The organism is Pseudomonas cremoricolorata DSM 17059 = NBRC 16634, assembly GCF_000425745.1.
In the GTDB taxonomy this organism is placed as follows: Bacteria; Pseudomonadota; Gammaproteobacteria; order Pseudomonadales; family Pseudomonadaceae; genus Aquipseudomonas; species Aquipseudomonas cremoricolorata.
Window position 1 is genome coordinate 1 of sequence record NZ_AUEA01000008.1, and the last position, 25,674, is coordinate 25,674.

Sequence of the window (25,674 nt, forward strand, 5' to 3'; positions counted from 1 at the left end):
ACCGCGCGCAAGAGCGACCGTCCGACCCTGATCTGCTGCAAGACCATCATCGGTTTCGGCTCGCCGAACAAGCAGGGCAAGGAAGAGTCCCACGGCGCCGCCCTGGGTGCCGACGAGATCGTGCTGACCCGCGCAGGCCTGAGCTGGAGCCACGAGGCTTTCCAGATTCCCGCCGAGATCTACGCCGAGTGGGACGCCAAAGACGCCGGCGCCAAGGCCGAAGCCGAGTGGAACCAGCGCTTCGACGCCTATGCCCAGGCCCATCCTGAGCTGGCTGCCGAGTTCAAGCGCCGCAGCTCGGGCGAGCTGCCGGCCGACTTCGCCGAGAAAGCCGCCGCCTACGTCCAGGAAGTCGCCGCCAAGGGCGAAACCATCGCCAGCCGCAAGGCCAGCCAGAACACCCTGAACGCCTTCGGCCCGCTGCTGCCAGAACTGCTCGGCGGCTCGGCGGACCTGGCCGCCTCCAACCTGACCCTGTGGAAAGGTTGCAAGGGCGTCGAGGCCCTTGATGCCAGCGGCAACTACCTGTTCTACGGCGTGCGCGAATTCGGCATGACCGCGATCATGAACGGCCTGGCCCTGCACGGCGGCCTGGTGCCATACGGCGCGACCTTCCTGATGTTCATGGAATACGCACGCAACGCGGTGCGCATGTCGGCGCTGATGAAGCAGCGGGTGATTCACGTCTACACCCACGACTCCATCGGCTTGGGCGAAGACGGCCCGACCCACCAGCCGATCGAGCAACTGACCAGCCTGCGCACCACCCCCAACCTCGACACCTGGCGCCCGGCCGATGCCGTGGAATCGGCGGTGTGCTGGCAGCAGGCGCTGCTGCGCAACGACGGCCCGTCGGCGCTGATCTTCTCGCGGCAGAACCTGCAGCATCAGGCGCGCAGCGCCGAGCAGATCGCGCAGATCAGCCAAGGCGGCTACGTGCTGCGCGACTGCGCCGGCGAGCCGGAGCTGATCCTCATCGCCACCGGCTCGGAAGTCGGCCTGGCGGTGCAGGCGTTCGACGCCCTCAGCGCCCAGGGCCGCAAGGTCCGCGTGGTGTCGATGCCGTGCACCAGCGTGTTCGACGCCCAGGACGCTGCCTACAAGCAGTCGGTGCTGCCGGTAGAAGTCGGTGCACGCATCGCCATCGAAGCGGCGCACGCCGACTACTGGTACAAGTACGTCGGCCTGGACGGTCGCATCATCGGCATGACCACCTACGGTGAATCGGCCCCGGCCAGCGCACTGTTCGAGGAGTTCGGTTTCACCCTGGACAACGTGCTGGCGGTGGCTGAGGAACTGCTGGAAGACTGAGGCCCTGTTGGGGCGGCGTTTGCCGTCCCAATTCAGACGCTGCCGCCTCTTGTCGAGTCCGTGTGGGGCCCTGCTGGGGCGGCTTAGCCGCGATGGGGCCTCGCACCACCAGACGCCAACCCCGTGAGTTTCCAATGTCCCACCAGCGTCCCTACAAAGTTGCACTCAACGGTTATGGCCGCATCGGCCGCTGTGTCCTGCGCGCATTGTTCGAGCGGGGGGCCAAGGCGGGCTTCGAGATCGTGGCCCTGAATGACCTGGCCGACCAGGCCAGCCTGGAATACCTGACGCGCTTCGACTCCACCCATGGCCGTTTTCCCGGCGAGGTGAAGGTCGATGGCGATTGTCTGCATATCAATGGTGACTGCGTGAAAGTGCTGCGCAGCGCCACCCCCGAAGGCATCGACTGGGCGGCTCTGGATGTCGACCTGGTGCTGGAGTGCTCCGGTGCCTACACCTCGCGCGCCGACGGCCAGCGTTTTCTCGATGCCGGCGCGCCGCGGGTGTTGTTCTCCCAGCCCATGGCCAGCGAGGCCGACGTCGACGCCACGGTGGTCTACGGCATCAACCAGGATTGCCTGACCGGCCGCGAGCGGCTGGTCTCCAACGCCTCGTGCACCACCAACTGCGGCGTGCCGCTGTTGCGCGTGCTGGATCAGGCGTTCGGCATCGAGTACGTGTCGATCACCACGATCCATTCGGCGATGAACGACCAGCCGGTGATCGACGCCTATCACCATGAAGACCTGCGCCGTACCCGCTCGGCATTCCAGTCGGTGATTCCGGTGTCCACCGGCCTTGCCCGCGGTATCGAGCGGCTGCTTCCGGAACTTGCCGGGCGAATCCAGGCCAAAGCGGTACGTGTGCCGACGGTCAATGTGTCGTGCCTGGACATCACCTTGCAGACCGCGCGCGATACCAGCGCTGCCGAGGTCAATCAGGTGCTGCGTGATGCAGCCCTGAGCGGCCCGCTGCAAGGCCTGCTGGCCTACACCGAACTGCCGCACGCCAGTTGCGATTTCAACCATGACCCGCATTCGGCCATCGTCGATGCCAGCCAGACCCGCGTTTCAGGCCCACGCCTGGTGAACCTGCTGGCCTGGTTCGACAACGAATGGGGGTTTGCCAACCGTATGCTCGACGTCGCCGATCACTTTCTGCGCGTCGTCCACCCAACCTGCACTCAACATCCCTGAAGGACCGCATTGATGACCGTGTTGAAGATGACCGACCTCGACCTGACCGGTAAGCGCGTACTGATCCGCGAAGACCTCAACGTGCCTGTGAAGGACGGTGTGGTCACCAGCGACGCGCGCATTCAGGCCGCGCTGCCGACCATCAAGCTGGCGCTGGAAAAAGGCGCGGCGCTGATGGTCTGCTCGCACCTGGGTCGCCCGAGCGAAGGTGAATTCTCGGCCGAGAACAGCCTCAAGCCTGTCGCCGACTACCTGAGCAAGGCGCTGGGCCGCGACGTGCCGCTGGTGGCCGACTACCTCGGCGGCGTCGAGGTCAAGCCGGGTGAAGTGGTGCTGTTCGAGAACGTGCGCTTCAACAAGGGCGAGAAGAAGAACGCCGATGAGCTGGCCCAGCAGTACGCTGCGCTGTGCGATGTGTTCGTCATGGATGCCTTCGGCACCGCACACCGCGCCGAGGGTTCGACCCATGGCGTGGCCAAGTTCGCCAAAGTCGCCGCTGCGGGCCCGTTGCTGGCCGCCGAGCTGGATGCATTGGGCAAGGCGTTGAAGGCGCCGGCCAAGCCGATGGCGGCGATCGTCGCCGGCTCCAAGGTGTCGACCAAACTCGACGTGCTCAACAGCCTGAGCAGCGTCTGTGACCTGCTGATCGTCGGTGGCGGCATCGCCAACACCTTCCTCGCCGCTGCCGGCCACCCGGTGGGCAAATCGCTGTACGAGCCCGACCTGGTCGAGACCGCCAAGGCCATCGCCGCCAAGGTCAACGTGCCGCTGCCCAGCGATGTGGTGGTCGCCAAGGAATTCGCCGAGAGCGCCGAGGCCACGGTCAAGGCCATCGCCGACGTGGCTGCCGACGACATGATCCTGGACATCGGTCCGCAGACTGCAGCGCACTTCGCCGAACTGCTGAAATCGTCCAAGACCATTCTGTGGAATGGCCCGGTCGGCGTATTCGAGTTCGATCAGTTCGGCAAGGGCACCGAGGTGCTGGCCAAGGCCATCGCCGATAGCCAGGCATTCTCTATTGCCGGTGGTGGTGACACCCTGGCGGCGATCGATAAATATGGCGTCAGTGCTGAAATCTCCTACATTTCCACCGGCGGCGGCGCCTTCCTCGAATTCGTCGAGGGCAAAGTGCTGCCGGCGGTCGAGGTTCTGGAACAGCGGGCCAAGGGCTGAGGCGGTTGGCGCCTGGCAAAGGGAGCGACCTGATGGTCAAGCAATTGCCTGTGATGATCCTGCTCGGACTGCTCGCCGGTTGTTCGAGCAGCGCCGCGCCTGATGCTGAACCGGCTGGCAAGCCGAAGGGTGGCTGCTATCAGTCGCAGTGGCAGGCCGAGACGGTACCGGTGATCAACAAACGACTCGGCCCTGATGGGCTGGAAAAGTACGACGACGAACATCAACGTCAGGCGCCCGGGTGCCCCTGAGCGATTCAGGGCAACCGGCTTGGACGAGCTGCAAGAGGAAAGGCTGATGAAAGCGCTGATGGCCGCCACGGCCCTGGCGACACTGGCGGGCTGCTCGCTGCTGCAACCGTCCGCACCTTCGGTGGCGGATAACTGGACCCGCTGGGTCTGCGACAGCCAGACCGAAGTGCTGTGGCGTTTCACCGACGCCTCGCGCAACGCCATGGATGTACGCCTGGGCAGTCGCGCCTACCGCTTGCAGGCCGAGCCCAGCGGCTCGGGCACGTTGTACAGCGACGGTGTGCTGGCGATGCACACCAAGGGTGATGAAGGCCTGGTGTACTGGGTCGCCACCGATGATCTGATTGGGCGGGGCTGCAAGGCACCGTGAATGGCCGGGCTGGCATACTGCACGCGGCCCACACAACATGAACAGCAACCGCCCCACGCGGCAGGTTTGCACGATATAACGACGCTTGTCGGGAGAGAGATACACAATGGCACTCATTAGCATGCGCCAGATGCTGGACCACGCCGCCGAGTTCGGTTACGGCGTTCCAGCTTTCAACGTCAACAACCTCGAGCAGATGCGCGCCATCATGGAAGCCGCCGACAAGACCGACTCTCCGGTCATCGTCCAGGCCTCTGCCGGTGCACGCAAATATGCTGGCGCGCCGTTCCTGCGTCACCTGATCCTGGCGGCCATCGAAGAATTCCCGCATATCCCGGTGTGCATGCACCAGGACCACGGCACCAGCCCTGACGTCTGCCAGCGTTCGATCCAGCTGGGCTTCAGCTCGGTGATGATGGACGGCTCGCTGAAGGCAGACGGCAAGACCCCGGCCGACTACGACTACAACGTCCGTGTCACCCAGCAGACCGTCGCCTTTGCCCACGCCTGCGGCGTGTCGGTCGAAGGCGAGCTGGGTTGCCTGGGCAGCCTGGAAACCGGCCAGGCCGGTGAAGAAGATGGCGTCGGCGCCGAAGGCACGCTGGACCACAGCCAGATGCTGACCGACCCGGAAGAGGCCGCCGACTTCGTCAAGAAGACCCAGGTCGACGCCCTGGCCATCGCCATCGGCACCAGCCACGGCGCCTACAAGTTCACCAAGCCGCCGACCGGTGACATCCTCGCCATCGACCGCATCAAGGAAATCCACAAGCGCATCCCCGACACCCACCTGGTGATGCACGGCTCCTCCTCGGTGCCGCAGGAATGGCTGAAGATCATCAACGAGTACGGCGGTGACATCAAAGAAACCTACGGCGTGCCGGTCGAAGAGATCGTCGAAGGCATCAAGTACGGCGTGCGCAAGGTCAACATCGACACCGACCTGCGCCTGGCGTCCACCGGTGCCATGCGCCGGCACATGGCCCTGCACCCGAGCGAGTTCGACCCCCGCAAGTTCTTCGCCGAAACCGTGAAGGCCATGCGTGACGTGTGCATTGCCCGTTACGAAGCCTTCGGCACTGCCGGCAACGCTTCGAAGATCAAACCGATCACCCTCGAGGCGATGTTCCAGCGTTACGCCAGTGGTGAGTTGGCCGCCAAGGTCAATTGATACAGCCCCTGGCTCGGCGCGCGCAGTGATGCGCAAGGGTGTTCGTCGATGTCAGGTGCGAGACACATCGGGGCTGCTGTGCAGTCCATCGCGGGGGTTGATGCCCACCGGCGATGGGCCGCACAGCAGCCCCGAATCATTCCAGCGAACGCAACGTCCTTCAAAGCCCCGTCCATGACCGTATTGCGCTACCTGCAAGCCTACCCCCCGCACCTGCAAGAGCAGGTGCGCCAGCTCATCGCCAGCGATCGCCTAGGCGCCTACCTGCAGAAGCGCTATGCCGAACAGCACGCCGTGCAGAACGACAAGGCGTTGTATGCCTACGTGCAGGAACTCAAGCAGGCATTCCTGCGCAACGCGCCGGCGGTCGATAAAGTGCTGTTCGACAACCGCCTCGACCTCACTCACCGTGCCCTGGGCCTGAACACTGCGGTGTCGCGGGTGCAAGGGGGCAAGCTCAAGGCGAAGAAGGAAATCCGCATCGCTTCACTGTTCAAGGACGCGGCGCCGCAGTTCCTGCGCATGATCGTGGTCCACGAACTGGCGCACCTCAAGGAACGTGACCACAGCAAGGCGTTCTACCAGCTCTGCCAGCACATGGAGCCGGACTACCATCAACTGGAATTCGACCTGCGCGTGTACCTGACCTATCGGGAACTGCCGGGCACCGTGTAAGGAAAACCACCCCATGCAGGTAAGCAAGACCAAGAGCAGTTTCTATCGCCGGTTGTACGTCGCCTGGCTGATCGACAGCGGCACCGCCGCCAGTGTGCCGGCGCTGATGAGCGCCACCGGCATGCCGCGGCGTACGGCGCAGGACACCATCGCTGCCCTGGCCGACCTGGACATCGTCTGCGAATTCGAGCAGCAGGCTGGCGCGCGCAACCACGCCGGGCAGTACTGCATCCGTGACTGGGGCGCGATCGACCGGCAATGGATCGTCGAGCACCTGCCGGCCCTGCGCGAGGTGCTCGGCTATCCCTCGACCTGAGCGGTGCGGGACGCCGGTTTGAGCAAATGCCCGGCCAGCGTGCGCAGCGGGCCGAGCTGACGGCAGATCAGCGCCAGTTGGGTTTGCACCAGGCGTTGGTGTTCGTCGAGTTCTTCCGGCATCTGCTCCAGCGTCGCCGCCAGGGCGTCTTCGCTGTCGCTGTGGATCGCCACCGAGGTGCGCGTCGCCAGGCCGTTGGCGATTTCGTCGAGGCTGTCGGCCAGCGACTGTCCGGCGCCGTCGAGCAGTTGCTCATGCACCTCGGCCGGCAGTGCCGTTTCCCGATGCGCGCCCAAGCCTGACAAATAGCCAAGCAAGGTGTGCGAGAGCACCAGAAAGCGGAAGCCGACGTCCGCCTCTTTGCGAAAATGCCCCGGCTCCATGAGCATGTTGGCCAGGGTGGTAGACAGCGCGGCGTCGGCGTTGTGGGCGTTGCGCCGGGCCAGGCGATAGGCCAGGTCGTCGCGCTTGCCTTCGGCGTACTGCTGCATGATCTGGCGCAGGTACAGGCTGGCGCAGGTGAGGGTGTTGGCCAGCACCTTGTTCAGCCGGCGGCCCTGCCAGTCAGGTAGGAACAGGAATACCGCGAGGATGGCGATCAGGCTGCCGACCAGGGTGTCGAACAGGCGCGGCAGGAACAGGCCGTAGCCATCGCCGATCTGGTTGAAGCAGAACAGCACCATCAGGGTGATCGCCGCAGTGGCCGAGGTGTAGTGGCTGGTGCGGTTGACGAAGAACACCACCCCGGCGACCACGGCGAACATCGACTGCACCAGCGGGCTTGGGAACAGATCGAACAGCGCCCAGCCCACGGTCAGGCCGACCGCGGTGCCGAAGATACGCTGCACCAGCTTGCGCCGCGTGGCGCCGTAGTTGGGCTGGCAGACGAACAGCGTGGTGAGGATGATCCAGTAGCCCTGGCTTGGGTGAATCAGATGCACCATGCCGTAGCCCACCAGCAGCGCCAGGGACAGGCGCAAGGCGTGGCGGAACAGCAGCGAGGTTGGGGTCAGTTGCGTGCGCAGACGCTTGCCGACGTCCTGCAAGGTGCGCGGCGAGCGGTCCAGCAGGCTGCTGTCGCTGGCATCGGCGAGGCTGTCGGGGTTGCTCGCTGCGGCCAGCAGGCGGTCGAGGGTCGCCAGGTTGGCCGCCAGCGCCCGCAGCGAGCGCAGCAGGCCGCGCCAGGCCGGGTTGTTCTGCCCGCGCAGAAAATCCAGCGAGGCATGCAGGTCTTCCAGGGCTTCGGCGAACTGGGTGTCGTAGTCGAACGGCTGGCGCAGGCGTATCGAATGGGACAGGCGCTGGCAGGCCGAGCCTTGCTGGCGCAGCAGGCGCTGGCAGCGGAACATCACGTCGCTGTGGAAGAAGGTCTCGGCCAGGGCGTTATACGGATAGTGCGAGGCGCTGACGCGCTCGTGGATGTCCTGGGCGAGAAAGTACAGCTTCAGGTAGCGGCTGACCTTGGAGTTGGGCTGGGCATTGCCGACCCGGTGCAGAATGATTTCCTTGGCAGCGTTCAGCGCGGCCACCACCTTGCCATTCTGATGCGCCAGCTCGACCCGACGGGCTTCCAGGTCGAGGTTGCGCACCGGTTCGAACAGCGCGGCCTTGAGCTTGAGGTAGCGGCCCAGTTCGAAGAACAGCTTGGCCAGGCTCTGCTGCACGGGCTGGTTGGCGAACAGCAGTTGCCAGAGCACCGAGAGCAAGCCATACCACGCGGCGCCGGTCACCAGCAGCAGCGGTTCGTGCCAGAAATCACTGAGCTGACCGCCGCGCTGATCCACCGCGATCATGGTGTACACCGAAAGAATCAACGTGGCCGAGGCGATCGCGCCATAGCGTTCGCCTAGCGCGCCGAGCATGGTCAGGGCAAAGGTGGCTACGGCCAGTGAGACAGCGAACAGCCAGGGGTAGGGGAACAGCAGTTCCACCGAAAGTGCAGCGATGGCAAAGCAGCCCAGGGTCACCAGCAGGGCGCTGAGGCGCCCGCGCCAGCCATCGTCGGTTTCTGCCAGGGCGCTGGCGATGATGCCGAGAAACAACGGAATCAGCAGGCTCATTTCGTCCTGATACCAGCACCAGGCCATGCTGCCGGTCAGCGCGACCGTGACCCTGATGCTGTAGCTGAACTTGTCCTGGCCCCAAAGGCGACGCAGAGAATGGCGAAATGAGCTCGATGACATGATGGCCCTGGGCTGAGATCGAAAACGTTGCGTTCAGCAAGAAGCGTTCCGTGCTGCTGCGGGGCCCTACTCTACACCAACTGGGCTACAGCGCCGGACTCACACGAACTGTGCGGCGGCATTGGCCGAGGCCCACGCCCACTGGAAGTTGAAACCGCCCAGATGGCCGCTGACATCGAGCACCTCGCCGATGAAATACAGCCCCGGGCTTTTCAGCGATTCCATGGTCTTGGACGAGACTTCGCGGGTATCCACGCCGCCTAGGGTGACCTCGGCGGTGCGGTAGCCTTCGGTGCCGGCCGGAACCACCTGCCAAGCGCTCAGACGCTCGGCGATCTGCGCCAGTTCCGCTGGGGTGTACTGTTTCAGCGGGCGCGACTCGAACCACTGCTCGGCCAGCAACGTGGCCAGCTTGCGGGTGAACACCTCGCCCAGCACGGTCTTGAGCTCGGTGTTGGCGCGCTCGCGTTGCTGTTGTTGCAGCCAGTCGAGGGCATCGCGGTCGGGCAGCAGGTTGATCTCGACCACATCACCCGGCTCCCAGAACGACGACACCTGCAAGATCGCCGGGCCGCTCAGGCCGCGGTGGGTGAACAGCAAATTCTCGCGGAACAGCATGCCGTTGCAGCTCGCCGTACAGTCCAGCGAGGTGCCCGACAGCTCGCTGCACAGTGCCTTGAGTTGGGGCTCGGTGATGGTGAACGGCACCAGGCCGGCGCGGGTCGGTAGCAGCTGATGACCGAACTGGCGCGCCACCTGATAACCGAAACCCGTGGCGCCGAGGGTGGGAATCGACAGCCCGCCCGTGGCGATCACCAGCGACTGGCAGGCCATGGGCCCGGCGCTGGTCTGCAACCGATAGCCACCCTCGACCGCGTCGATCTGCAGGATATCGGTGAGCATGCGCAGTTCGGCGCCGGCCTCGGCGCACTCGCCCAGCAGCAGCTCGAGAATGTCGCTGGACTTGTTGTCGCAGAACAGCTGGCCGAGTTTTTTCTCGTGGTACGGCACGCCGTATTTGCTCACCAGGGCGATGAAATCCCACTGGGTGTAGCGGGCCAGGGCCGATTTGCAGAAGTGTGGGTTGTGTGAGAGGAAGTTGCCCGGCTCGGTGTACAGGTTGGTGAAGTTGCAGCGCCCGCCACCCGACATGAGGATCTTCTTGCCGGGTTTGTTGGCGTGGTCGAGCACCCGCACGCTGCGCCCACGGCGGGCGGCGAGCTGGGCGCACATGAGGCCGGCAGCGCCGGCGCCGAGAACGATGACGTCAGAGGTAAGCACGTTGGGAACCTTGAACTGTGGGCTGGCGAACGATCAGAGAATCCGTACCTTCAACGCCCGGCCCTTGATCTTGCCGCTGTTGAGCCGCTGCAGGGCCTGTTTGGCCACCCCTCGTTCCACGGCAACCAGGGCCTGGAAGTCGAAGATGGCGATCTTGCCGACCTGCTTGCCGGGAATGCCGGCATCGCCGGTCAGGGCGCCGAGAATGTCGCCTGGGCGCAGTTTGTCCTTGCGCCCGGCGGCGATGCACAGCGTGCTCATCACCGGCAGCAAGGGTTCGCCACCCTTGCTCTTGAGGCTATCGAGCTGTTCCCAGCGCAGTGGCCGGCCCTGCAATACTTCGATGGCCTGGGCGCGCTGGCCTTCGGCCGGCGCCACCAAGCTCACAGCGAGGCCTTTTTCCCCGGCACGCCCGGTACGCCCCACGCGGTGCACGTGAATCTCGGCATCGCGCGCCAGTTCGACGTTGACGACCATGTCCAGGCCATCGATGTCCAGGCCGCGGGCGGCGACATCGGTGGCGACCAGCACCGAGCTGCTGCGGTTGGCGAACATCGCCAGCACCTGGTCACGGTCGCGTTGCTCGAGGTCACCATGCAGGGCCTGGGCGACGATGCCCTTGGCGGTCAGGTGGGCGACCACGTCTTCGCACTGCTGCTTGGTGAAGCAGAACGCTACACAGGATTGCGGGCGGTAGTGGCCCAGCACTCGGGTCAGCGCGTCGAGGCGCTGCTGCGGGTCGATCTCGATGAAGCGCTGCTCGATCTGGTTGTCGCTGTGCTGGCTCTCGACCTTGACCTGTTCGGGCTTGCGCATGAACTTGGCGGCCAGCTGTTCGATGCCGGCCGGGTAGGTGGCCGAGAACAGCAGGGTCTGGCGGCGTGCTGGGGTCTTGCCGATGATGCTGGCGATGGCGTCGAAGAAGCCCATGTCGAGCATGCGGTCGGCTTCATCGAGCACCAGGGTGTTGAGGCCATCGAGCACCAGCGTGCCTTTGTCGAGGTGCTGCTGAATGCGCCCAGGGGTGCCGACGATGATGTGCGCGCCGTGCTCCAGCGAAGCGATCTGCGGACCGAGCGAGACGCCGCCGCAGAGGGTGAGGATCTTGATGTTGTCCTCGGCGCGGGCCAGCCGGCGCAACTCCTTGGCGACCTGGTCGGCCAGCTCGCGGGTCGGGCACAGCACCAGCGCCTGGCAGCCGAAGTAGCGCGGGTTGATCGGGTTGAGCAGGCCGATGCCGAAGGCGGCGGTCTTGCCACTGCCGGTCTTGGCCTGGGCGATGAGGTCGAGGCCGCGCAGGATCACCGGCAGGCTTTGCGCCTGGATCGGGGTCATGGCGGAATAACCCAAGGCGTCGAGGTTCGCCAGCATGGCGGCGGACAACGGCAAGGTGGCGAAAGCGGAGGATTGGGTGGTCACGAGACGGGCCTGTGCTGCGAAGCGAAAAATGCCGCACAGTCTACCAGCCTCGTGGCCCTTGGCCCTACGACTCGATGTCTCGTTCCGGACGACGGGCACGCCTTCCGTCCGTCGGCGCCAGTTGCAGGAAGATCGCTGCTGCCAGCATGGCCATCAGGCCGATGGTGAAGAAGGTCAGCTGGAACGCGCCCAAGGTGCTTTCCACGCCATCGCCATTGCCAGCAGTGGTGAAACCGCCAAGCAGGGCGCCGGCGCAAGCCACGCCCAGGCTCAACGACAGCTGCGCGACCACCGACAACAGGCTGTTGCCGCTGCTGGCGCTGGCGTCGTCGAGGTCGATCAGGGTGACGGTGTTCATCGCCGTGAACTGCAACGAGTTGACCGCGCCGAGCAGCGACAGCTGCACCAGCAGCAGCGCGTACGGCGTCTGCTCGTTGACCAGGCCCAGGCTTGCCAGCAGCAGGCCGAGAATCAAGGTGTTGCCGGTGAGGATGATGCGATAGCCGAGCCGCTCGATCAGCGGACGCGCCACCGATTTGGCCAGCATCGCTGCTGCCGCCAGGGGAATCATGCTCATGCCCGCCTGGGACGGTGAATAGCCCAGCGCCACCTGCAACAGCAGTGGCACCAGAAAGGGCAGGGCGCCGCTGCCCAGGCGGGCGAACAGGTTGCCGAGGATGCCGATGGCGAAAGTGCGCACGCGGAACAGGCTGGGCGAGAACAGCGGTTCGGGGTCGCGTCCGGCGCGCAGCCAGTAGGCGGCCAGGCACGCCATGCCAGCGAACAACAGCAGCATCACCCGCAGGTGCGGCAAGTGCAGTTCGCCCAGGCCTTCCATGGCGATGGTGATCAGCACCATCGCTGCGCCGAACAACAGAAAGCCCGGTCCATCGAACGTGGTGCGCTCGGCCCCGCGCAGGTCGGGAATGAAGCGCCACACCGCATAGCAACCCAGCGCACCGACCGGCAGGTTGAGCAGGAAGATCCAGTGCCAGCTGAGAATTTCCACCAGCCAGCCGCCCACGGTGGGGCCAAGCAACGGCCCGAGCAGGCCGGGAATGGTGATGAAGCTCATGATCCGCACCAGCTCCGAGCGCGGATAGGCGCGCAGCACCACCAGGCGACCCACTGGCAGCATCAGCGCCCCGCCCAATCCTTGAACGATACGCGCTGCGACCAGCATCGGCAGGGTGTTGGACACCGCGCACAGCAACGAGCCGAAACTGAACAGCAAAATTGCGCTGAAGAATATGCGCTTGGTCCCGAAACGGTCGGCGATCCACCCCGAGGCCGGAATCAGCAGTGCCACGGTGAGCATGTAGGCGATGATTACCCCTTGCATGCGCAGCGGGTTTTCATCCAGTGAGCGGGCCATCGACGGCAGTGCGGTATTGAGGATGGTGCCGTCCAGCGACTGCATGAAGAACGCGATGGCGACCACCCAGGGCAGCCAGCGGGCGGTGGTGGGGTCCAGCGGGGCGCGTTCGGGCATGGGGGTCCTCGGCTTGGGCAATGAGTTTCTTGCAATCAGCCCACTCGGCAGAAGACCTGGGCTTTCGCCTGGGTCGACGGGCGATCTGCTGGAAGGGCAGGGTTGCGGCGGAATCGGGCGTCAAGTGCTCAGCGGCAAGCTGTGCCCGCAGCGCCAGACTTTGACCTGCGCGTCGGGCCGATGACTCTATTGGATATCTGTAAGGGTCCACGAATTCCGGCGCAAGACGAATACCGGAGTGAAGAAACAAAAAAGGAGAGCGTGGGCTCTCCTTTCGGGGGATGGAAGGGGGGAACCAGCATGTCAACCGCAGGTTCCTCGATGCAGAGTATTCAGTTCGGGGACCAGTTGTTGAACTCTTCGTGGGTCATCTCGCCGAGATAGCAGACGGCGGTGCAATATCCGAGATAGTTATCGTTCTTAGTGGCTGTTTCCATAATGTTGGCCATGGTGATACGCGGCTGGTCAACGCCGAGATACTTCGTTTTTACATCGCCGCCGTCAATGGTGAACGACAGAAGGTAATAGTGCTTTTTCATGGTGTAGCCTCACTTGTTCAGGATGGGGGCCCCAATGCGGCTGCTGGCCACACGGGCTGCTGGTTTGCGCAGACAGCTCACGACTGCCTGTGCCGTTCGCAGTTTTCTCGCTTACGCGATTGCGTTGCAGTTGGAAGGCCGTCCAGTGGGTCGTGCAACATGGAGAGCGGTGGGAATCTGTTGGCGCAAAAAAAAGAGAGCCGAAGCTCTCTTTTTTCTGGGGGTGCGATTTTCAACCGATGGTCATCAAACTCGCATTCCCACCCGCTGCCGCGGTGTTGACGCTCACTGCGCGCTCGATCACCAGACGCTCCAGCGCGATGTTGCTATCACCGGACGACAGACCCTGAACCCCAACGATGGCACCGCCGCGTTGCGCCACTTGCTGGCAGACGCCGCGCAACTGATCGCAATCACCGTGGTGCAATACCGCGTCGAAGGCCACTTCATCTTTCTGCCAATCCGCTACCAGGGCGATCTTGCCTTGCACCTCTTTGGGCAGGCGCGCGCGCAGGGCTTTGCCGGGTTCGGCGTCCAGCCACAGTGCCGAGCTGCCCACCGCCAGCACCGCAGCCAGTTGGTTGAGCAGGTCGGCTTCACCGTCCGCCAGGCACAGCACGTGCTCGCGCGGCAGGATGGTGTAGCTGTTGCGCTCGCCGGTCGGGCCGGGCAGCACGCGGGTCACGCCGCTTTGCGATTGTTCGGCGAACTGCTCGCACAGGCTGGCCAGCTCGCTGTGCTGGTTGCCGGTAGCCCAGTTCTTGAGCGCATGCAGCGGTTGCAGCAGTTGCTCGCGCAGCGCGCCTTCGACCTTGCCGTCGCGGTCGACGCGCTGGAAGTGCCGGGCGATGGCGTCGGCCGGGCGGGTCGAGAGCAGGCGGTACAGGTACAGCGGGCCACCGGCTTTCGGGCCGGTGCCCGACAGCCCCTCGCCGCCGAACGGTTGCACGCCGACCACGGCGCCAACGATGTTGCGGTTGACGTACAGGTTGCCGGCGTTGACGTTGTCCACCACCTTGGCGATGGTTTCGTCGATGCGGGTATGCACGCCCAGGGTCAGGCCATAGCCCGACGCGTTGATCTGCTCGATCAGCCCGTCGAGGTTGCGGCGGTTGTAACGCACCACGTGCAGCACCGGGCCGAAGATTTCACGCTTGAGTTCATCGAGGCTGTCCAGCTCGATCAGGGTCGGCATGACGAAGGTGCCGCGCTTGACCTCGGCAGCATCGGCCAGCGCTACCTGATACACCGCACGGCCTTTCTCGCGCATGCCCTGGATGTGCTGTTCGATGCCGGCCTTGGCTTCGGCGTCGATCACCGGGCCGATGTCCACCGACAGCCGTTCCGGGTTGCCCAGGCGGCTCTGCGCCATGGCGCCCTTGAGCATTTCGATGACGCGGTCGGCGCAGTCTTCCTGCAGGCACAGCACGCGCAGGGCCGAGCAGCGTTGACCGGCGCTGTCGAAGGCCGACGACACCACATCGATGACCACCTGTTCGGTGAGCGCCGAGGAGTCGACGATCATCGCATTCTGCCCGCCGGTTTCGGCGATCAGTGGAATCGGCCGGCCCTGGGCGTCGAGGCGACCGGCCACATTGCGTTGCAGTAGTCGCGCCACTTCCGTGGAACCGGTGAACATCACGCCTTTGACCCGCTCATCGCCCACCAGCCGCGCGCCGACACTTTCGCCGCGCCCTGGCAGCAGTTGCAGCACACCTTCGGGGATACCGGCTTCGAGCAGCAGGCGCACGGCCTGGGCGGCGATCAGCGGGGTTTGCTCGGCGGGCTTGGCCAATACCGGGTTGCCGGCAGCCAGCGCTGCGGCCACCTGTCCGGAGAAGATCGCCAGCGGGAAGTTCCATGGGCTGATACACACCACCGGGCCCAGTGGGCGGCAGTCGGCATTGCTCAGGTCGGTACGCGCCTGCAAGGCGTAGTAGCGCAGAAAATCCACCGCTTCGCGCACTTCGGCGATGGCGTTGGCGAAGGTCTTGCCGGCCTCGCGCACCAGCAGGCCCATCAGTGGCTGGATTTCAGCCTCCATGGCGTCGGCGGCGCGTTCCAGGATGGCGGCGCGTTCTGCCGGCGGCGTGGCCTGCCAGATCGGCGCTGCGTTGATCGCGCACTGCACGGCGTTGTCGACGTCTTCCACCGTGGCTTCCTGCACCTTGCCTACCACATCGCGTTGATCCGACGGGTTGAGCACGTCTGCCGCAGCCTCTTCACTGCTGGCGCAGGCCAGCATCGGCAGCGCTTTCCAGTCGTGGTGGGCGGTCGACAGCAGCGCGCAGGACAACGACGCCAGGCGATGTTCGTTGGCCATGTCGATGCCGGCCGAGTTGGCCCGCTCGCTGCCATAGAGGTCGCGCGGTTGTGGGATGCGCGGGTGCGGCAGGCCGATGCTGCCTTCCTGTGCGGCCATGCGTTCGATGCTGGCGACCGGGTCGGCGACCAGTTCCTGGATGGAAATCGAGTGGTCGGCGATGCGGTTGACGAACGAGGTGTTGGCACCGTTTTCCAGCAGTCGGCGGACCAGGTAGGCCAGCAGCGTTTCGTGGGTGCCGACCGGGGCGTAGACCCGGCACGGACGGTTCAGCTTGCCCTCGGACAGCTTGCCCACCACTTGCTCGTACAGCGGCTCGCCCATGCCATGCAGGCACTGGAATTCGTACTGGCCGGGGTAATAGTTCTGGCCGGCGATCTGGTAGATGGCCGACAGGGTATGGGCGTTGTGGGTGGCGAACTGCGGGTAGATGGCTTCCGGTACGGCCAGCAGCTTGCGCGCGCAGGCAATGAACGAGACGTCGGTGTAGACCTTGCGGGTATACACCGGGTAGCCCTCCAGGCCTTCGACCTGAGCGCGTTTGATCTCGCTGTCCCAGTAGGCACCCTTGACCAGGCGGATCATCAAACGGTGGCGGCTCCGCTTGGCCAAGTCGATGACGTAGTCGATCGCGTACGGGCAGCGCTTCTGATAGGCCTGGATGACGAAGCCGATGCCGTTCCAGCCGCTCAGCGTCGGCTCGAAGCACAGGCGTTCGAGCAGGTCGAGCGACAGCTCCAGGCGGTCGGCCTCTTCGGCGTCGATGTTCAGGCCGATGTCGTACTGCTTGGCCAGCAGGGTCAGGCTGAGCAGGCGCGGGTACAGTTCTTCCATCACCCGCTCGTACTGCGCGCGGCTGTAGCGCGGGTGCAGCGCCGAGAGCTTGATGGAAATGCCCGGGCCTTCATAGATGCCACGGCCATTGGACGCCTTGCCGATGGAGTGGATGGCCTGCTCGTAGGAGGCGAGGTACTTCTGCGCGTCGTGCTCGGTCAAGGCCGCTTCGCCGAGCATGTCGTAGGAATAGCGGAAGCCCTTGGACTCGAAGCGGTTGGCGTTGGCCAGGGCTTCGGCGATGGTTTCGCCGGTGACGAACTGCTCGCCCATCAGGCGCATGGCCATGTCGACGCCCTTGCGGATCATCGGCTCGCCGCTCTTGCCGATGATGCGCGTCAGCGACGAGGTGAGGCCGGATTCGTTGTGGGTCGAGACCAGCTTGCCGGTCAGCAGTAGGCCCCAGGTCGCGGCGTTGACGAACAGCGACGGGCTGTTGCCCAGGTGCGGCTGCCAGTTGCCGGTGCTGATCTTGTCGCGGATCAGCGCATCGCGGGTGCCTTTGTCGGGGATGCGCAGCAGTGCCTCGGCCAGGCACATCAGCGCCACGCCTTCCTGGGACGACAGCGAGAATTCCTGCAGCAGCCCTTGCACCACGCCGGCCCGGCCGCTGGCGCTCTTCTGGTTGCGCAGCTTTTCGGCGATGCCGGCGGCCATCTTGTTGGTCGCCTCGGCCTGGGCGCTGGTCAGGCGCGCCTGTTCCAGCAGCATCGGTACCATTTCCTGCTCGGGGCGGCGGTAGGCGGCGGTGATCGCCGAGCGCAGCACCGACTGCGGCAGAATGCTTTCGGCAAACTCCAGGAAGCACTGGTGGCTGTGGTCGGCCTGCACATCGCCGATGTCATCGGCAAGGTTCGCCGCCTGGCCATTGAGGTCGTTGAGGCTGGCGCCGCCCTCGAGCTTCTCCAGGTAATTGAAGATCGCTTGCTTGATCAACCAGTGCGGCGTGCGGTCGATGGACTGCGCAGCTGCCTTGAGTCGCTCGCGAGTGGGGTCGTCAAGTTTGACCCCAAGGGTGGTCGTCGCCATTTCTTGTCCTCGTTATTGCCACGGCGTGGCGTTAGCTGGGCGCAAGATTAGCGCTGCTCCGGCTCAAGGTGCAACCGGGTGCAACCCGTTTTTTCGCAGGTTGCAGCGCAGTTCGTCCGATGCCGTTTTCAGGTGTCTGAAAACGGCATATACAGGTCGTTAAGGGGCATGAATAGCAGCGGGTTGCACGAAAATGAGGCGGATGTCCTGATAAATTGGCGGAAAATTCCCAAGGTGCAACTGTCAAGTGAAAAACGGTTGCACCTGATTCTGCTTGTGTCATAGGATGCGACGCCTGGGTGCAACCGTGTTGCCACGGTCGCGGTTCATAACAACAAACACCAGGACACAACATGAGCAATCCAATCACGATCACCTTTGTGATCTACATCGCTGCAATGGTCCTTATCGGCTTTGCCGCCTACCGCGCGACCAACAACCTTTCCGACTACATTCTCGGCGGCCGCAGCCTCGGCAGCGTCGTGACGGCGTTGTCGGCAGGCGCTTCGGACATGAGCGGCTGGCTGCTCATGGGCTTGCCAGGCGCCATCTACATGTCGGGTCTCTCGGAGGCCTGGATCGCCATCGGCCTGACCGTCGGCGCCTACCTGAACTGGCTGTTCGTCGCCGGCCGGCTGCGTGTGCAGACCGAGCACAACGGCGATGCACTGACCCTGCCGGACTATTTCTCCAGCCGCTTCGAAGACCAAAGCGGTCTGCTGCGGATCATCTCGGCCGTGGTCATTCTGATTTTCTTCACCATCTACTGCGCCTCGGGCATCGTCGCCGGCGCGCGTCTGTTCGAAAGCACCTTCGGCATGTCGTACGAAACGGCGCTGTGGGCCGGGGCGGCGGCAACCATCGCCTACACCTTCGTGGGTGGTTTCCTGGCCGTGAGCTGGACCGATACCGTGCAGGCCTCGTTGATGATCTTCGCACTGATCCTCACGCCGATCTTCGTGGTGCTCGCCACCGGTGGCGTCGATACCGCATTTCTCGCCATCGAGGCGCAGAACCCTGCCAACTTCGACATGTTCAAGGGCGCTACCTTCATCGGCATCATCTCGCTGATGGGCTGGGGCCTGGGCTACTTCGGCCAGCCGCACATCCTGGCGCGCTTCATGGCCGCTGATTCGGTCAAGTCGATCGCCAGTGCCCGGCGCATCTCCATGACCTGGATGATCCTCTGCCTGGTCGGCACCTGTGCGGTGGGCTTCTTCGGCATCGCCTACTTCTCGGCCAACCCGGAAGTGGCCGGCCCTGTGAACGAAAACCACGAGCGGGTGTTCATCGAGCTGGCGAAGATCCTCTTCAATCCATGGGTTGCTGGTGTACTGCTGTCGGCGATTCTCGCCGCAGTGATGAGCACCCTGAGCTGCCAGTTGCTGGTGTGCTCCAGCGCCCTGACCGAAGACTTCTACAAAGCCTTCCTGCGCAAGAACGCCTCGCAGCTTGAACTGGTGTGGGTCGGCCGCCTGATGGTGCTGGCCGTCGCGCTGGTCGCCATCGCCCTGGCCGCCAACCCCGACAACCGTGTGCTGGGCCTGGTCGCCTACGCCTGGGCCGGCTTCGGTGCTGCGTTCGGTCCGGTGGTGCTGCTGTCGGTGGTGTGGAAGGGCATGACCCGCAATGGCGCCCTGGCCGGCATCGTGGTCGGTGCGGTGACGGTGATCGTCTGGAAACAGATCGATCCGTGGGGCCTGTACGAGATCATTCCTGGCTTCCTGCTCGCTACCCTGGCCATCGTACTGGTGAGCAAACTGGGCAGCCCGTCGCGCAGCATGGTCCAGCGTTTCGAAACGGCTGATGCTGCTTATCACGCCGACAAGTAACTGACATGTCTGGCCGCTGGGCCCGCGACTGCGGGTTCATCGGCCAGGTGCGTCGCGCACCTGACTGCAACGATTCGACAGGGTAAACTTCCCGCCCGCGCAGGAGTTGCCATGAACTATCGTCACGCCTTTCACGCCGGCAACCACGCCGACGTCCTCAAACACATCGTGCTCACCCGCCTCATCGCCCTGATGTCGCGCAAGGAGCAGCCGTTCGCCTACCTCGACACGCATGCCGGCCTGGGTCTGTATGACCTGCACGGCGACCAGGCGAGCCGCACCGGTGAATACCTCGAAGGCATCGCCCGTCTGTGGGGACGCGATGACCTGCCCGCGATCACCGCCGATTACCTGCGTGTGGTCAAGCGCCTGAATGCCGATGGCGAGCTGCGCTATTACCCGGGTTCTCCGGAGCTGGCTCGGCGCCTGATGCGTCAGCAAGACCGCGCCCAGTTCAACGAGAAACACCCCGAAGACGGTCAGTTGCTCAAGGACAACATGAAGAAGGACCCGCGCGTGGCGGTCCATCTCGGTGAGGGCTGGCATGTGCCACGGGCCTTGCTGCCCGTGCCGGAAAAGCGCGCGATCATGCTCATCGACCCGCCGTTCGAGCAGGCCGATGAGCTCAAGCGCTGCACCCTGGCCATGAAGGAGGCCATCGGCCGCATGCGCCAGACCGTGGTCGCGATCTGGTACCCGATCAAGGATCAGCGCGCCCTGACCCGCTTCTACCAGGACCTCACCAGCACCGGTGCACCGAAGCTGCTGCGCGCAGAGTTGTATGTTCACCATCAGGACAGCCCGCAGGGCCTCAACGGCTCGGGCCTGGCCATCGCCAACCCGCCGTGGGGGCTGGAAGACGAGCTGCGCGAACTGCTGCCGTGGCTGGCCAAAGAGCTGGCGCAGACCGCCGGCAGCTACCGCCTCGACTGGCTCATCGCCGAGTGAGGCCGGGCCATCACCGCGCCCCCAGGCGGCGCGGCGGTGGTACATACGTACCTGTGTGCCTTGCGTTATAATCCCGCGCTTTAGCCGCCGTCAGCCCACCCGGCCCACGGCGCATCTTTACCGAATCAAGAGGCGAATCCCTTGGCATTGACGATTCTTGGCCTGTCCGGCGCCCTTAGCCATGACCCTTCCGCGGCTCTGTACATCGACGGCAAACTGATTGCCGCCGCCGAAGAAGAACGCTTCGTGCGTGACAAGCATGCGAAGAACCGCATGCCCTACGAGTCGGCGAAGTTCTGCCTGGAACAGGCCGGTATCAAACCTTCCGACGTCGATGTGGTGGCCATTCCCTTCGCCCCCATCAGCCTGTTCGGCAAGGCGCGCTGGCACTATGCCAAGCGCTACTGGTACGCCCCTGATCGTGCGCTCGACGCCATCCTCATGGGCAACCGTCGCTACAAGCGTTATCGCAAGAAGATCGTCTGGTGCCTGGAGCAACTGGGCTTCGATGCGAAAAAGGTCAAGATCGAGCCGGTCGAGCACCACCTGGCCCATGCCTCCAGCGCCTACCACTGCTCAGGGTTCAAGGAAAAGACCGCGATCCTCGGCATCGACGGCAAGGGCGAGTACGCCACCACCTTCTTTGGCTATGGCGAGAACGGCAAGATCCACAAGATCAAAGAGTTCTTCGACCCCGATTCGCTGGGCGGGCTGTACGGCGCGATCACCGAGTTCCTCGGCTTCGAGATGCTCGACGGCGAGTTCAAGGTCATGGGCATGGCGCCCTACGGCGATGCCAGCAAGTACGACTTCTCGCGCCTGGCCAGCTTTGAAAACGGCGAGCTGGTGATCAACACCGAATACGCCAACGTCATTGGCCTGCGCCGCCATAAAGAGCAGGGCAAGGGCTTCTATTTCTCGCCCAAGCTGATCGAGTGGCTGGGCCCGAAACGCGAAGGCGATATCGCCGACGAGCCGTACATCCATTACGCCGCGAGCATGCAGGCGCTGTTCGAGAAGCTGGCGCTGCAGATGATCGACCACTACCTGGGCGATACCCTGCGCGAAACCGGTAAGCTGGCCTTCGCCGGCGGCTGCGCGCTGAACGTCAAGCTCAACCAGAAGATCATCGCCCGCTCCGATGTGAAGGAACTGTTCGTCCAGCCGGCGTCCGGTGATGCCGGTACTGCGGTGGGCGCTGCGGCCTACGTGTCGCATGCCCGCGGCGTGCCGGTCGAGAAGATGGAGCACGTCTACCTCGGCCCTTCGTACTCCAACGAAGACGTCATCGCCGCCTGTGCGCGCCATCCCAACCAGCCTGCCTGGCGCAAGCTCGACGACATGCCGCGGCAGATCGCGCAGATCATGGTCGACGGCAACCCGGTGGCCTGGTTCCAGGGCCGCATGGAGTTCGGTCCGCGTGCGCTGGGCGGGCGTTCGATCATCGGCTGCCCGAGCGTTGCCGGGGTGGCTGATCGCATCAACCACCAGATCAAGTTCCGCGAGCGCTGGAGACCGTTCTGCCCGTCGATGCTCGACACCGTCGCCCCGCAGATGATCAAGATCGATCACCCGGCGCCGTTCATGACCTTCACCTTCGAGGTGGCCGAGGAGTGGAAGACTCGCGTGCCGGAAGTCGTCCACGAAGACGGCACCTCGCGCGCGCAAGTGCTCAAGCGCGAATACAACCCGCGCTACTACGACATGATGAAGGCGCTGGAAGACCTCACCGGCAATGGCGTGTCGCTGAACACCTCGCTCAACCGTCGCGGCGAGCCGATGATCTGCTCGCCCACCGACGCCTTGAACATGTTCTTCGGTTCTGACCTGCAGTACCTGATCATGGAAGACATCCTCGTGGTCAAGGACGGCGCCGCCGCGTATGACCAGCCACGCTGAGCGTCACGTCCTGCAGTTCTGCCATGGCTATGACGGGCCGTTCCTCGATTGCGCACGCCAGTACGCAAGCCTGTTTCAGGGACGCGGCTATCGGGTCACCACGGTGTTTCTCACCGGCCGTGCCGACCCGGCCGTGGCAGCCGGCTGCGCTTCGGACGAAGTGCTGTTTCTCGAGTTCAGCTCAAAGGCCGTGCGCGGCCTGAAGCTGGGCGCCATCGCGGCGCTGCGCAAGATCGCCGCGCAGCGCCGTTTCAGCTTCTGCATCGCCCACCGTTTCAAGCCGATCTACATCACCTTGCTGGCCACCCGCCTGCCGGTGATTGGCGTGCACCATGCCTTCGGTGACTACCAGCGCAAGGGCCGTCAGCTGTTCGCCAACCTGATGCGCAAGCGCCTGAGCCTGCTCGGTGTGTCCGATGCGGTACGTGACGACATGCGCCGCTGCCTGCCGAACTGGCCGGGCGAGCGCATCCAGACGCTGTACAACCGCATCGACGTCGAGGCGCTGCAGGGTGCATTGCTGCCGCAGGCCGCTGCGCGTCAGGCGTTGGGCCTCGACGCCCAGGCGTGGATCGTCGGCAACGTCGGACGCCTGCATCCCGACAAGGACCAGGCCACGTTGCTGCGCGGCTTCGCCCAGGCATTGCCTGACCTGCCAACGGGTGCGCGCCTGGCGATTCTCGGCAAGGGCCGGCTGCAAGAGCAGCTCAAGGCCCTGGCCGCTGAGCTGGGTATCGGCGAGCGGGTGGATTTCCTCGGCCAGGTCGTCGACGCCCGGCGTTACTTCCAGGCCTTCGACGCCTTTGCCCTGAGTTCCGATCACGAGCCGTTCGGCATGGTTCTGCTGGAGGCGATGGTCGCCGGCGTGCCGCTGCTGGCCACTGCCTGTGGCGGTGCGCGCGAAGTGGTCGAGGGGGTAGGCGTGTTGTTCCCGCTGGGCAACGCTCAATTGCTCGGCCAAGGCCTGGTGCAGGTGTCGAGGCTCGATGCCGCGCAGCGTCAGGCGTGTGCCGAAGCGATGCTGCAGCGCCTTCATCAGCGCTTCTCTGACGCCGCGGTTGCTCAGGCCTTCTGGCAGTTGCCGCAGGTGCAGGCCCTGGAGGGTCAGCGCTGATGCTCAATTCTATTCAAGCGTGGCGCGAACGCGGCTGGACCTGCATCGACGCCGCCACCTACGCCGATGCCTGGCAGCGCTACGGTGGCAGCGTCGCCACCCACCCGCAGGTGGTGGCGCAACTGGCCGAGCTGGCGCAGATCCCGGTGCGTTACCTGGGCTGGTATCAGCACGGCGAGCTGAAGGCGGCGATTCCCACTTGGGGGCGTCACCTGGCCCTGTCCAAGGACGTGCTCAAGCGCCACGGCAAGAAAGGCCTGTTCGACCTGGGCAATGCCGAAATCATCCTGCCGGCGGCTGCCGATGCCGCCGCGCCGTTGCGCCATGCCGCGCGCTATCTATCGGAACTCAGCCACGGCCGTTTCACCGGCCTCAAGGCGCAGCCCGAGCAACTGGCCATGGCCCGCGCCCACGAAGACCTGTCGAAGAAATTCCGCTACAACCAACGCCGTGAACTGCGCTTGCTGGAAGAGGCGGGCGGTGAAGTGCGGGCGATCCAGGATTACAGCTCGGCCGACATCGCCGCCATTTACTGCGACCTGTTCCAGCGCCGCTGGGGCTTTGCCGCTACCGGTGCGGCGCACATGGGTGAGGTCATCGAGCGGCTGCGCGAACTGCTGATCGGTTCGGTGCTGCTGCTCGACGGCAAGCCGATCGCCATCCAGCTGGTGTACCGGGTCGAGGCGCCGGAGTGGATCAGCGTCGAGTACGTCAACGGCGGCGTCGACCCTGAAACCAAGGCCTTCAGCCCTGGCAGCGTGCTCAGCTTCCTCAATACCCAGGCCGCCTGGGAAGACGCCCGGGCGCGCGGCAAGGCGCTGCGCTTTTCCTTCGGCCGCGCCGACCGCGAGTACAAGGAGCGCTGGTGCACGCCCGTCCCGGTGTTGCAGGCATGAGTCGCAAGCAGGCGTTGCTCAGGCGTCACCGACGCAACAAGCGGATCGGCGTGCTGGTGATGGTGCTGCTGTTGCTGGTGCTCGGCATCTTCAGTTGGTGGTGGCTGCCGTTGCTGCTGCTGCCACTGGTCTGGGCCGGGCACGAGGCATGGTTCGCCGATCACCTGTTCTACGCACCCGATGAGGATTACGCCTACCGCTTCGGTGAGCAGAGCCGTAGCCACGTCCTCGATCTGCAGGGCGGCGTGCTGAGCGGTTGCAGCGAGTGCGGCGATGACGACACGCTGATTCTTCAGGTGCAGGTCAGGGCCAGTTGGCTCGGGCGCTTTCTCGACCCCAGTGTGGAGCTGTGGAGCGATTCGCGGCTCGACCGGCAGACCTTCGAGCGTGGCGTCGATGGTGTGCGTTTTATCAACCTCAGCGGGCTCGCCACGCCGCTGCGTGAAGGTCGGCTGCGCCTGAAGGGCCGTCACTGCCGTGTGCTGGGCGAACCACAGCTTTGGCTGACAGCGGCGGTGGAGCTGCGTCAGCGGCGGGTGATGGTCATTGCACCCCATGCCGATGATGCCGAGCTGGCGGCTTTCGGGCTGTATAGCCAGGCAGAGGAGGCGTGGATAGTCACGCTCACGGCCGGTGAAATCGAAGCCGAGCATTACCAGCGGATGGGCCTGGGCCGGGCAGAGGCGGCGCAGCTCAAGGGGCGTTTGCGCGCCTGGGACAGCATCGCCGTGCCGCGCTGGGCCGGGGTCGATGAGGCGCGCTGCGTGCAACTGGGCTACTTCTGCCTGCAACTGCCCGCTATGCATGCCGAGCCGAGCCGCGGCGTGGGCTCGCGCGAAGCCGAGATGGACGACACGCGCCTGTTCCGCCGCTTCAATGGCTTCAGCCTGCCCGGTGATGCCGATGGCGTGCCCAGCTGGCAGAACCTGGTGGCCGATCTGCGCGCGTTACTGGAAAAAGCCAGGCCGCAGGTGTTGGTCATGCCCCATCCGCAGCTTGATCCGCACCCCGATCACCACTATGGCCAGCTGGCGCTGCTCGAAGCGCTGCAAGGGCTGGCCTGGCAGCCCCAGACGCTGCTCTGCTACGCCAATCACCTGCACGACAACGACCGCTGGCCCATGGGCGACAGCGGTGATGGCGTGGCCTTGCCGCCGCAGATGCACGCCGAGCAGGCCTGGACGCCGTGCAGCCTGCAGCTCGACCTTGCAACCCAGCGCGACAAGGCCATGGCCTTGGGCATGATGCACGACTTGCAACCGCCTGCACCGTTCAAGCGACGGCTGCGGCGGTTCCTGCAACGTTGGCTGGCGGGTCGCCGCGGGTCGCCTTATGGCGAGAACGAATTCTTCCGCAAGGCGGTGCGGCGGCATGAACTGTTTTGGCGTCGCGACCTGTGAGCGCGGCGGATGTCTGATC

General features: G+C 64.6%; 20 protein-coding genes. 14 read left to right on the forward strand and 6 right to left on the reverse strand.

Going from position 1 to position 25,674, the window contains the following annotated elements; genetic code table 11:
- From H618_RS0110155 to H618_RS0110190, 8 genes are all read left to right on the forward strand, one after another.
- Positions 1 to 1,311, forward strand: a 1,311-nt coding sequence (locus tag H618_RS0110155; RefSeq protein ID WP_028694959.1) for a transketolase family protein, incomplete at its 5' end; no start/stop codon positions are given.
- Positions 1,312 to 1,445: 134 nt separating this feature from the next.
- The gene (gene epd, locus H618_RS0110160) at positions 1,446 to 2,507 is read left to right on the forward strand and encodes an erythrose-4-phosphate dehydrogenase (protein WP_028694960.1); all 1,062 of its coding nucleotides are present in this window, start codon (positions 1,446 to 1,448) and stop codon (positions 2,505 to 2,507) included.
- A 12-nt stretch (positions 2,508 to 2,519) separates the two neighbouring features.
- Complete coding sequence (locus tag H618_RS0110165) at positions 2,520 to 3,683, forward strand: phosphoglycerate kinase (protein WP_028694961.1); 1,164 nt, start codon at positions 2,520 to 2,522, stop codon at positions 3,681 to 3,683.
- 32 nt (positions 3,684 to 3,715) lie between these two features.
- A complete protein-coding gene (locus H618_RS0110170; protein ID WP_028694962.1) occupies positions 3,716 to 3,934 on the forward strand; it encodes a hypothetical protein in 219 nt (72 codons plus the stop codon).
- Positions 3,935 to 3,980: 46 nt separating this feature from the next.
- Positions 3,981 to 4,304: an MliC family protein gene (locus H618_RS0110175; protein ID WP_028694963.1), complete on the forward strand. Its 324-nt coding sequence runs from the start codon at positions 3,981 to 3,983 to the stop codon at positions 4,302 to 4,304.
- 106 nt (positions 4,305 to 4,410) lie between these two features.
- Entirely contained in the window at positions 4,411 to 5,475 is a 1,065-nt protein-coding gene (fba, locus tag H618_RS0110180) for a class II fructose-bisphosphate aldolase (RefSeq protein ID WP_028694964.1), read from the forward strand.
- 174 nt (positions 5,476 to 5,649) lie between these two features.
- Positions 5,650 to 6,150: a M48 metallopeptidase family protein gene (locus H618_RS0110185; protein ID WP_028694965.1), complete on the forward strand. Its 501-nt coding sequence runs from the start codon at positions 5,650 to 5,652 to the stop codon at positions 6,148 to 6,150.
- A gap of 13 nt (positions 6,151 to 6,163) precedes the next feature.
- The gene (locus H618_RS0110190) at positions 6,164 to 6,466 is read left to right on the forward strand and encodes a winged helix-turn-helix domain-containing protein (protein WP_028694966.1); all 303 of its coding nucleotides are present in this window, start codon (positions 6,164 to 6,166) and stop codon (positions 6,464 to 6,466) included.
- Here H618_RS0110190 and yccS read toward each other — a convergent pair.
- From yccS to putA, 6 genes are all read right to left on the reverse strand, one after another.
- Entirely contained in the window at positions 6,451 to 8,649 is a 2,199-nt protein-coding gene (yccS, locus tag H618_RS0110195; protein ID WP_028694967.1) for a YccS family putative transporter, read from the reverse strand. The two genes, H618_RS0110190 and yccS, sit on opposite strands and share 16 nt — an antisense overlap.
- Before the next feature lie 99 nt (positions 8,650 to 8,748).
- Positions 8,749 to 9,930: a BaiN/RdsA family NAD(P)/FAD-dependent oxidoreductase gene (locus tag H618_RS0110200; RefSeq protein ID WP_028694968.1), complete on the reverse strand. Its 1,182-nt coding sequence runs from the start codon at positions 9,928 to 9,930 to the stop codon at positions 8,749 to 8,751.
- 33 nt (positions 9,931 to 9,963) lie between these two features.
- Positions 9,964 to 11,301 (reverse strand): ATP-dependent RNA helicase DbpA, encoded by a 1,338-nt coding sequence (gene dbpA, locus H618_RS0110205; RefSeq protein WP_245586775.1) that lies wholly within the window; start codon positions 11,299 to 11,301, stop codon positions 9,964 to 9,966.
- Between the two features lie 112 nt (positions 11,302 to 11,413).
- A complete protein-coding gene (gene mdtD / locus H618_RS0110210; RefSeq protein WP_028694970.1) occupies positions 11,414 to 12,841 on the reverse strand; it encodes a multidrug transporter subunit MdtD in 1,428 nt (475 codons plus the stop codon).
- A gap of 332 nt (positions 12,842 to 13,173) precedes the next feature.
- Positions 13,174 to 13,380 carry a hypothetical protein gene (locus H618_RS0110215; protein ID WP_028694971.1) on the reverse strand — a complete coding sequence of 69 codons (207 nt, stop codon included), beginning with the start codon at positions 13,378 to 13,380 and terminating at the stop codon, positions 13,174 to 13,176.
- A 232-nt stretch (positions 13,381 to 13,612) separates the two neighbouring features.
- Positions 13,613 to 17,566, reverse strand: a complete 3,954-nt coding sequence (putA, locus tag H618_RS0110220; RefSeq protein ID WP_028694972.1) for a trifunctional transcriptional regulator/proline dehydrogenase/L-glutamate gamma-semialdehyde dehydrogenase — start codon at positions 17,564 to 17,566, stop codon at positions 13,613 to 13,615.
- A 353-nt stretch (positions 17,567 to 17,919) separates the two neighbouring features.
- Between putA and putP the strand changes: the two genes are divergently transcribed.
- From putP to H618_RS0110250, 6 genes are all read left to right on the forward strand, one after another.
- Positions 17,920 to 19,398, forward strand: coding sequence for a sodium/proline symporter PutP (gene putP, locus H618_RS0110225; protein WP_028694973.1), 1,479 nt, complete (start codon positions 17,920 to 17,922; stop codon positions 19,396 to 19,398).
- 111 nt (positions 19,399 to 19,509) lie between these two features.
- A complete protein-coding gene (locus H618_RS0110230) occupies positions 19,510 to 20,346 on the forward strand; it encodes a 23S rRNA (adenine(2030)-N(6))-methyltransferase RlmJ (protein ID WP_028694974.1) in 837 nt (278 codons plus the stop codon).
- Positions 20,347 to 20,487: 141 nt separating this feature from the next.
- Entirely contained in the window at positions 20,488 to 22,245 is a 1,758-nt protein-coding gene (locus H618_RS0110235; protein WP_028694975.1) for a carbamoyltransferase family protein, read from the forward strand.
- Positions 22,229 to 23,359 carry a glycosyltransferase gene (locus H618_RS0110240; protein WP_028694976.1) on the forward strand — a complete coding sequence of 377 codons (1,131 nt, stop codon included), beginning with the start codon at positions 22,229 to 22,231 and terminating at the stop codon, positions 23,357 to 23,359. The genes H618_RS0110235 and H618_RS0110240 overlap by 17 nt, the downstream gene beginning before the upstream one ends.
- Complete coding sequence (locus tag H618_RS0110245) at positions 23,359 to 24,255, forward strand: antimicrobial resistance protein Mig-14 (protein ID WP_028694977.1); 897 nt, start codon at positions 23,359 to 23,361, stop codon at positions 24,253 to 24,255. The genes H618_RS0110240 and H618_RS0110245 overlap by 1 nt, the downstream gene beginning before the upstream one ends.
- Complete coding sequence (locus tag H618_RS0110250; RefSeq protein ID WP_028694978.1) at positions 24,252 to 25,655, forward strand: PIG-L deacetylase family protein; 1,404 nt, start codon at positions 24,252 to 24,254, stop codon at positions 25,653 to 25,655. Before H618_RS0110245 ends, H618_RS0110250 begins: the two co-directional genes overlap by 4 nt.
- Positions 25,656 to 25,674 lie beyond the last annotated feature (19 nt).